General features: G+C 68.0%; 8 protein-coding genes and 1 pseudogene. 8 read left to right on the top strand and 1 reads right to left on the bottom strand.

What is annotated here, in order from left to right:
• The 5 genes from yidC to PHC73_RS08375 form a co-directional block, all read left to right on the top strand.
• Positions 1-1,206: membrane protein insertase YidC (yidC, locus tag PHC73_RS08395; RefSeq protein ID WP_300126685.1), on the top strand; the 1,206-nt coding region annotated here is incomplete at its 5' end.
• Positions 1,203-2,540, top strand: a complete 1,338-nt coding sequence (gene mnmE / locus PHC73_RS08390; protein WP_366949838.1) for a tRNA uridine-5-carboxymethylaminomethyl(34) synthesis GTPase MnmE — start codon at positions 1,203-1,205, stop codon at positions 2,538-2,540. The genes yidC and mnmE, both read left to right, overlap by 4 nt.
• 84 nt (positions 2,541-2,624) lie before the next feature.
• On the top strand, positions 2,625-3,476 hold the full coding sequence (locus tag PHC73_RS08385; protein ID WP_300126681.1) for a MoxR family ATPase: 852 nt from the start codon (positions 2,625-2,627) through the stop codon (positions 3,474-3,476).
• Positions 3,477-3,485: 9 nt separating this feature from the next.
• Complete coding sequence (locus PHC73_RS08380; protein WP_300126679.1) at positions 3,486-4,658, top strand: VWA domain-containing protein; 1,173 nt, start codon at positions 3,486-3,488, stop codon at positions 4,656-4,658.
• A gap of 40 nt (positions 4,659-4,698) precedes the next feature.
• Positions 4,699-5,283, top strand: a complete 585-nt coding sequence (locus PHC73_RS08375) for a UbiX family flavin prenyltransferase (RefSeq protein WP_300126677.1) — start codon at positions 4,699-4,701, stop codon at positions 5,281-5,283.
• 133 nt (positions 5,284-5,416) lie between these two features.
• Here the strand turns inward: PHC73_RS08375 and PHC73_RS08370 are convergent, their stop codons facing one another.
• Positions 5,417-6,217 (bottom strand): 1,6-dihydroxycyclohexa-2,4-diene-1-carboxylate dehydrogenase, encoded by an 801-nt coding sequence (locus tag PHC73_RS08370; RefSeq protein ID WP_300126675.1) that lies wholly within the window; start codon positions 6,215-6,217, stop codon positions 5,417-5,419.
• Between the two features lie 207 nt (positions 6,218-6,424).
• Here PHC73_RS08370 and PHC73_RS08365 point away from each other — a divergent pair, with 207 nt between their 5' ends.
• The 3 genes and pseudogenes from PHC73_RS08365 to PHC73_RS08355 form a co-directional block, all read left to right on the top strand.
• Entirely contained in the window at positions 6,425-7,348 is a 924-nt protein-coding gene (locus tag PHC73_RS08365; protein ID WP_300126673.1) for an acetaldehyde dehydrogenase (acetylating), read from the top strand.
• 19 nt (positions 7,349-7,367) lie between these two features.
• The gene (dmpG, locus tag PHC73_RS08360) at positions 7,368-8,417 is read left to right on the top strand and encodes a 4-hydroxy-2-oxovalerate aldolase (RefSeq protein ID WP_300126671.1); all 1,050 of its coding nucleotides are present in this window, start codon (positions 7,368-7,370) and stop codon (positions 8,415-8,417) included.
• A gap of 10 nt (positions 8,418-8,427) precedes the next feature.
• A pseudogene (locus PHC73_RS08355) lies at positions 8,428-8,783 on the top strand (4-oxalocrotonate decarboxylase); the annotation flags it as partial.

The raw sequence follows: 8,783 nt of genomic DNA, 5'->3' as shown, positions 1-8,783 counted from the left end.
AGCTATCGCCTGGCGCCGGATGCCGACCGCCTGGAAGTACCCCTCGCCTGGGCCGATGCCGGCGCCGGTGTGCAGGTGCGCAAGGTCTACACGTTCCAGCGGGGTCGCTACGACATCGGCTTGCGCTACGAGATTCGCAACACCGGCCAGCAGCCCTGGCAGGCGCAGCCGTATGCACAGCTGCTGCGCCGGCGCGGCGCCGATGCCGGGCACAAGATCTTCATGCCGGCATCGTTCCAGGGCGCCGTCTACTACAGCACCGCCGACAAGTACCACAAGCTGGGCTACGACCAGATGCTGAAATCGCCGCTGTCCACCACTCTCAACGACGGCTGGGTGGGCTTGAGCGAGCACTATTTCGTCACCGTGTTCCTGCTTACCAAGGGCCAGGCCCACGATTGCTACACCAAGGCGCTGACCGAGGATCGTTTCCTGGCTGGCTGTATCGCCGGTCCGCTCAGCGTGGCACCCGGCCAGACGGCGAGCTGGGAAACGCGCCTGTACGCCGGTCCGAAGGCGCAGGACAGCCTGGATGACGTGGCCGAGGGCCTGGCCCTGACGGTCGATTACGGCAAGCTCACCGTCATCGCCCAGCCGGTGTTCTGGCTGCTGCGTACCATCCATGGGCTGGTCGGCAACTGGGGCGTGGCCATCATCCTGGTGACGCTGCTGATCAAGCTGGCGTTCTACCGCCTGTCGGCGGCCAGCTACCGCTCCATGGCGCACATGCGCAAGGTGCAACCCAAAATCATGGCGCTGCGCGAGCGCTACAAGGACGATCGCCAGCAGCTGAACGAAAAGATGATGGAGCTGTACCGCACCGAGAAGATCAACCCGCTCGGCGGCTGTCTGCCGGTGGTGGTGCAGATTCCGGTGTTCATCGCGCTGTACTGGGTGCTGCTGGAGAGCGTGGAATTGCGCCACGCCCCGTTTGTGCTGTGGATTCGCGATCTGTCCGGCGCCGACCCGTACTACGTGCTGCCGGTGCTGATGGGCATTTCCATGTTCGTGCAGCAGCGCATGACGCCCATGGTCGGCATGGAGCCCATGCAGCGGCGCGTGATGATGGCGATGCCGCTGGTGTTCACGGTGTTCTTCGCCCTGTTTCCGGCCGGCCTGGTGCTGTACTGGTTCGTCAACAACGTACTGTCGATCGCCCAGCAGTGGTTCATCAATCGCCAGCTGGAGCGCAAGGCCGCGGCCTGAGCGCGCCCGCGGACACCATCGCCGCCATCGCCACGGCGCCCGGGCGTGGCGGGGTCGGCGTGGTGCGCGTGTCGGGGCCGGCGGCGCCGGCCATCTGCCACGCGCTGGTGGGCTTTTTGCCGCCGCCACGGGTGGCGCGTCTGGCGAGTTTTCGCGACGCCGCCGGTGAACCCATCGACCGCGGCCTGTGCCTGTATTTCCCGGCGCCGCATTCGTTCACCGGCGAGCACGTGCTCGAACTGCACGGCCATGGCGGGCCGGTGGTGATGGACCTGCTGCTGGCGCGCGTGCTGGCGCTGGGCGCGCGCCAGGCGCGGCCGGGCGAGTTCAGCCAGCGCGCCTATCTCAACGACAAGCTCGATCTGGCCCAGGCCGAGGCGGTGGCCGATCTCATCGACGCCGCCAGCGCCGCCGCCGCGCGCGCCGCATTGCGCAGTCTCGACGGCGCCCTCTCGCAGCAGGTACACGCGCTGGTCGAACGGCTGACGGCGCTGCGGGTGCAGATCGAAGCCGGGTTCGATTTTCCGGACGAGGAGCTCGATCTGTTCGCCGATGGCCGTATAGCCGCCGAGGCCTACGAACTGGCCCACGATCTGCACGCGCTGGTCGGCCGCGCCGGCGAAGGCCGCCTGCTGCGCGAGGGCCTCACCGTGGTGCTGGCGGGCGCGCCCAACGTCGGCAAGTCCAGCCTGCTGAACGCGCTTGCGAAGCGCGAGGCGGCCATCGTCACCGCCATCCCCGGCACCACGCGCGACGTGCTGCGCGAGCATCTGGCCATCGACGGCCTGCCGCTGCACCTGATCGACACCGCGGGTCTGAGGGACAGCGACGATCCGGTCGAGCGCGAGGGCATCCGCCGCGCGCGGGCCGAGATCGACCGCGCCGATCACCTGCTGTTCGTCACCGAGGCCGGCGATCCGCAAACCCCGCCGGCCGAAGCGCTGGGCAACGCGGGCGCTGTCACCCGGGTGATCAACAAGATCGACCTCGTCGGCGAGGCGCCGCGCATCGAGCCACAGATCGCCTGGACCGACGTTTATCTGTCCGCGCACACCGGCGCCGGGCTCGACCTGCTGCGCGAGCGCATCAAGGCGGCGGCCGGTTTTCACGCCGGCGAGGGGCAGTTCAGCGCCCGCCGCCGGCACGTGGAGGCGCTGCGCCGGGCGGCGGACTGCGTCCAACGCGGGGCCGAATTGTTGAGCGGCGGCGGCGGCGCGGAGCTCGCCGCCGAGGAACTGCGCCTTGCCCAGCAGGCGCTCGGCGAAATCACCGGCGCGGTGAGCAGCGACGACCTGCTGGGGCGCATCTTCGCGACCTTCTGTATCGGCAAGTAAAGCGGCGGCCAGCCGGGCCGCTTTGACTGTGCCTCGCGAGCCGCCATCATTGGACATCGTCGCCTTCACCCGCCCGAGCACGCCATGACCGACCGCTTCACCGGCACCGACCGCTACGTCGCCACCGACGACCTGACGCTGGCGGTAAACGCCGCCATCACGTTGCAAAGGCCCTTGCTCATCAAGGGCGAGCCCGGCACCGGCAAGTCCATGCTGGCGGTGGAGGTGGCGCGCGCACTGGGAAAGCCGCTGATCGAGTGGCACATCAAGTCCACAACCAAGGCGCAGCAGGGCCTGTACGAGTACGACGCCGTCGCGCGCCTGCGCGACTCGCAGCTCGGTGACGCCCGCGTGCACGACATTGGCAACTACATCATCCGCGGCAAGCTGTGGCAGGCCTTCGAGGCCGACCAGACGCCGGTGCTGCTGATCGACGAGATCGACAAGGCCGACATCGAGTTCCCGAACGACCTGCTGCTGGAGCTCGACCGCATGGAGTTCCACGTCTACGAGACGCGGCAGACCGTCCGCGCCCGCCAGCGGCCGATCGTCATCATCACGTCCAACAACGAAAAGGACCTGCCGGACGCCTTCCTGCGCCGGTGCTTCTTCCACTACATCCGCTTCCCGGACGCGGACACCATGAGCCGCATCGTCGACACGCACTTCCCGGGCCTGAAGCGGGATCTGCTGGCCGCGGCGCTCGGCACGTTCTTCGAGCTGCGCGACACGCCGGGCCTGACCAAGCGGCCGTCGACGTCGGAGCTGCTCGACTGGATCAAGCTGCTGCTGGCAGAGGACATCCCGGCCGACGCGCTGCGCGCGGCCGACCTCAAGACCAGCCTGCCGCCGCTGTACGGCGCGCTGCTCAAGAACGAGCAGGACCTGCACCTCGTCGAGAAGCTGGTGTTCCTGCACCGGCGCGAGGGGCGCTGAGGCCGGGCCATGTTCGGCTCGTTTCTGGAACACCTGCGCGCTGCCGGCATCCCGGTGAGCGTGCGCGAGTACCTGACGTTTCTGCAGGCGCTCGCCGCCGACGTGCCGCCGCACAGCGCCGACGGCCTCTACCACCTCGCCCGCTGCGCGCTGGTGAAGGACGAGAAGTTCTACGACCGCTTCGATACCGTGTTCGCGGCTTACTTTCGCGGCGCCGAGCTGGCCTTCGGGGAGCTCGGCGGGGCGATTCCCGACGACTGGCTGCGCCAGGAGATCGAGAAGCTGCTGTCCGACGAGGACAAGGCGAAGCTCCAGTCGCTCGGCACTCTGCAGGCGCTGCTCGAAACGCTGCGCCAGCGTCTGGCCGAGCAGCAGGGCCGCCACCAGGGCGGCAACAAGTGGATCGGCACCGGCGGCACCTCGCCGTTTGGCCACGGCGGCTACCACCCGGAAGGCGTGCGCATCGGCGGCGAGGGCCGCCAGCACCGCGCCGCCAAGGTGTGGGAGCAACGGCAGTTTCGCGATCTCGACGACCAGGTGGAACTTGGCACGCGCAACATCAAGGTGGCGCTCAAGGGCCTGCGGCGCCTGGCGCGCGAGGGTCTGCCCGAGGAACTCGATCTCGACGGCACCATCCGCGGCACCGCGCGGCGCGGCTATCTCGACCTGCACCTGCGACCGCAGCTGCGCAACCGCGTCAAGGTGTTGCTGTTCCTGGACGTCGGCGGCTCCATGGACCCGCACGTGCGCCTGTGCGAGCGGTTGTTCTCGGCCGCGCGCGGCGAGTTCAAACACCTCGAATACTTTTACTTCCACAACTGCGTGTACGAGCGCCTGTGGCGCAGCAACGCGCGCCGCCACGCCGAGCGTTTCTCCACCTGGGACGTGCTGCGCCGGTACGGGCGTGACTGGAAGGCGATCTTCGTCGGCGACGCGGCGATGGCGCCGTACGAGATCACGCACGTCGGCGGTAGCGTCGAGCACCGCAACGACGAACCGGGCGCCGTGTGGCTGCGCCGGCTGCTGGAGACCTGGCCGTCGGCGGCGTGGCTGAACCCCGAGCGCGAGGCGGACTGGGGCTATATTCCGTCGATCGGCCTGGTGCGCGAACTGATGCAGGACCGCATGTACCCACTCACCGTGGGCGGGCTGGAGCGCGCCGTGCAGGCATTACGACGTTGACGCGGCGGACCATCACGCAGCCGCCGCGCGAGGGGAAAGCATGAAAAAACGCTTGATCGTCGGCGTCACCGGCGCCACCGGCGCGGTGTACGCCTACGAGCTGCTGCGGCAGCTGCGCGCCATGGGCGGCATCGAGACGCATCTCGTAATGTCGTCCGCGGCGGTGCTCACCGCCCGTCAGGAGCTGCGCCGCGAGCGGGCCGATTTCGAGGCCGTCGCCGACGTGATCCACAACGTCAAGGACATCGGCGCCAGCATCGCGTCCGGCTCGTTCATCACCGAGGGCATGGTGATCGTGCCGTGCTCGATGAAGACGCTGGCCGCGGTGGCGCACGGCTACTCGGACAACCTCATCTCGCGCGCGGCGGACGTGATCCTCAAGCAGCGCCGGCGGCTGGTGCTGGTCACGCGCGAGACGCCGCTGAACCTCGCCCACATCCGCAACATGGAAGCGGTGACGCTGATGGGCGGCATCATCTTCCCGCCGGTGCCGGCGTTTTACGCCGAGCTCGCCACGCTCGACGACATGGTCACGCACACCGTCGGGCGCATCCTCGATCTGTTCGGCGTGGAGCACGCGCTGGTCAATCGCTGGCGCGGGCTCGGGGACACGCTCAAGGACTGAGGCTGCGTTTCCCGTCCGGGGCAGGGAGCCCCGGCGCGGATCAAGAACCTCAGTTCTTGATCCGCGGAGCGCGCCGCGGGCATGTACCGCGGCGCAGCGAGTAGAAAAATTCCACGGACGGAATTTTTCTACTTCAAATAGCAGTCCCGCCGCTCACCGGCAGCACATAGCCGGTCAGATACGACGCCTCCGGCGCGGCCAGAAAGCAGATCGCCGCCGCCTGCTCGTCGGGCGTCGCAAAGCGCTTGATGAAGGCGTCGTGCAGGGTTTGCTCCATCACGGCCCGCATCCATTGCTGATCGCGCTCGGTGGGCGGCGCGGGCGTGCGCGGGATGGCGCGCGCTCCGACATCCGTGCCGCCCGGCGCGATGCAGTTCACGCGCACGCCGAATTCGGCGAGTTCATACGCCAGCGACACCGTGATGGCGTGCACGCCACCCTTGCAGGCGCTGTACGGCACCCGGTAGATGCCGCGCGTGGCGGTGGAGCCGACATTGACGATGGCGCCGGCGCGGCGCTCGACCATGTGCGGGATCACCGCCCGGCAGGTCCACAGCGTCGGCCACAGCGAGCGCTGGACCTCTTTTTCGATTTCGTCCGGCGCGTATTCCCAGTATGGGCGCGCCCAGATGGTGCCGCCGACGTTGTTGACCAGCACGTCGATGCGGCCGTACGCGGCCAGCGCCGCGGCGGCAATGGCCTGTGCGCCCGCCCAGGTTTCGAGGTCGCCGAGCGCGACCTCGGCCTGCCCGCCGGCGGCGCGGATCTCGTCCCGCACCGCCTGCGCCTGCGGTGCGGCGCGGTCGGCGACGATGACCTGCGCGCCTTCGGCGGCCAGACGCAGCGCCGTGGCGCGGCCGATGCCCTGCGCGGCACCGGTGACCACGGCGACGTGGCTGTCGAAGCGTCGGCAGTGATAGGCGTTGTCGATCATGGCGGACTCCTGCGGCGGCAAAAGAAACCCCGATCAGGCGATCGGGAGCGAGCGCGCGAGTATGCGGCCGGTCGCCGGCGCGGCAAAGCGTTTGCCTTGTGGGTCAGGGGCGCCGGCCGGTACCATTACCCGCTACGCATCGCGCCTGATCCGGACCGTCCGCCCGCCGGCGGCGGTGTCTTCGTCCCTCCACGGCCTGCCGAGGAATTGTCCATGAAAATCAACTGCGCCCTGATCGGTTCCGGAAACATCGGCACCGATCTCATGTTCAAGCTCGAGCGCAGCCAGGTGCTGAAGCCGGTGTGGATGGTCGGCATCGACCCGGATTCGGACGGCCTGCGCAAGGCCCGCGAGCACGGCCTGAAGACCACCGCGCAAGGCGTGGACGGCCTGCTGCCGCACCTGGCCGAGGACGACATCAAGATCGCCTTCGACGCCACTTCGGCCTACGTGCACAAGGAAAACTCGGACAAGCTCACCAGCCGCGGGGTGGTGATGATCGACCTCACGCCGGCCGCCATCGGCCCGTTCTGCGTGCCGCCGGTGAACCTGAAGGATCACATCGGCAAGCGCGAGATGAACGTCAACATGGTCACCTGCGGCGGCCAGGCCACCATCCCGATGGTGGCGGCGGTCAGCCGTGTGCAGCCGGTGGTGTACGCCGAAATCGTCGCCACCGTGGCCTCCAAGTCGGCCGGGCCCGGCACGCGCAAGAACATCGACGAGTTCACCCGCACCACCGCCAAGGGCATCGAGGTGGTGGGCGGTGCGCGCAAGGGCAAGGCCATCATCATCCTGAACCCGGCCGAGCCGCCGCTGATCATGCGCGACACCGTGCATTGCCTCACCGAAACCATCCCCGATGAGGACGCCATTCGCGCCTCGGTGAAGGACATGGTCAAGGAAGTGCAAAAGTATGTGCCGGGCTATCGGCTGCTGCACGACGTGGTGTTCGACGGCAACCGCGTGTCGATCTTCCTCGAGGTCGAGGGTCTGGGCGACTACCTGCCCAAGTACGCCGGCAACCTCGACATCATGACCGCCGCCGCCACGCGCACGGCCGAGATGATCGCCGAGGAGATCATCGCCGGTCGTTTCGACCCGGCCCAGTACAAGACCGCCGCCGCCTGAACCTGCGAGGACACCCACCATGGCTCTGAAAGATCTCAAAGGCCGCAAGGTCACCCTGCACGACATGTGCCTGCGCGACGGCATGCACGCCAAGCGCCACCAGATCACGCTCGAACAGATGACCGCCATCGCCTCGGCGCTGGACGAAGCCGGCGTGCCGATGATCGAGGTCACTCACGGCGACGGTCTGGACGGCTCGTCCATCAACTACGGCTTCGGCTTGCACACCGACGAGGAGTACCTGAAGGCCACCGTGCCGCACCTGAAGCAGGCCAAGGTGTCGTGTCTTCTGGTGCCGGGCATCGGCACCGTGGACGGCCTGCGCATGGCGGCGGATCTGGGCGTGTCCTGCATCCGCGTGGCCACGCACTGCACCGAGGCCGATGTCGGCGAGCAGCACATCGGTCTGGCCCGCAAGCTCGGCCTGGATGCGGTCGGCTTTTTGATGATGGCGCACATGGTGGGCCCGGAGAAAATCCTCGAGCAGGCCAAGCTGTTCGAGTCCTACGGCGCCACCTGCATTTACGTGACCGACTCGGCCGGCTACATGCTGCCGGACGACGTCACCGCCAAGATCGGCCTGCTGCGTGCCAATCTGCCGCCCGAGATCGAGCTCGGCTTCCACGCCCATAACAATCTGTCGATGTCGGTGGCGAACTCGCTGGCCGCCATCGAGGCCGGCGCCAATCGAATCGACGGTTCCGCGGCGGGTCTGGGTGCCGGTGCCGGCAACACGCCGCTCGAAACGCTGGTGGCGGTGTGCGATCGGCTGGGCATCCAGACCGGCGTGAGCCTGTACAAGATCATGGACGTGGCCGAGGACGTGGTGCGGCCGATCATGGACCGGCCGGTGCGCGTGGACCGCGACTCGCTGTCGCTGGGTTATGCCGGCACCTACTCCACCTTCCTGCTGCATGCCAAGCGCTTCTCCGAGCGCTACGGCATTCCGGTGCGCGACCTGTTGGTCGAGTGCGGCCGGCGCAAGACCGTGGCCGGCCAGGAAGACATGATCGAGTCGATCGCGCTCGAAATGCTGGCCGCGCGTGAGCGCCAGCCGGCCCACGCCTGAGGGCACGCGCATGGCACTCGACGCGGCGACCATCGCCAAGCTGGCCGAGCACCTGGAGCGGGCCGAGCTCGAAGCCTTTGACGTCACCAAGATCACCGACGACCACCCGGACATGACCATCGCCGAGGCCTACCGGGTGATGGAGGCCATCCGCGATCGCAAGCTCGCGCGCGGCATCCGCCAGGTCGGCTACAAGATGGGCCTCACCTCGCGCGCCAAGATGGTCCAGATGGGTGTCGACAAGCCGGGTTACGGCCTGCTGTTCGACTACTTCGCGGTCGAGGACGGCGGCGTCATCGACACCAAGAAGCTCATCCACCCCAAGGTGGAGGCCGAGATCGCCTTCGTCACCAAGGCGCCGCTCAA

The sequence above is a fragment of the Immundisolibacter sp. genome, assembly GCF_028696615.1.
GTDB lineage: Bacteria > Pseudomonadota > Gammaproteobacteria > Immundisolibacterales > Immundisolibacteraceae > Immundisolibacter.
Note: the sequence above shows the minus strand (reverse complement) of the source record. Positions and strands in the feature narration are given on the sequence as shown.

Coding starts and splice junctions, on each gene's coding strand:
- PHC73_RS08375 (WP_300126677.1), top strand. CDS start 4,699: ATGAAAAAACGCTTGATCGTCGGCGTCACCGGCGCCACCGGCGCGGTG.
- PHC73_RS08370 (WP_300126675.1), bottom strand. CDS start 6,217: ATGATCGACAACGCCTATCACTGCCGACGCTTCGACAGCCACGTCGCC.
- PHC73_RS08380 (WP_300126679.1), top strand. CDS start 3,486: ATGTTCGGCTCGTTTCTGGAACACCTGCGCGCTGCCGGCATCCCGGTG.
- PHC73_RS08385 (WP_300126681.1), top strand. CDS start 2,625: ATGACCGACCGCTTCACCGGCACCGACCGCTACGTCGCCACCGACGAC.
- dmpG (WP_300126671.1), top strand. CDS start 7,368: ATGGCTCTGAAAGATCTCAAAGGCCGCAAGGTCACCCTGCACGACATG.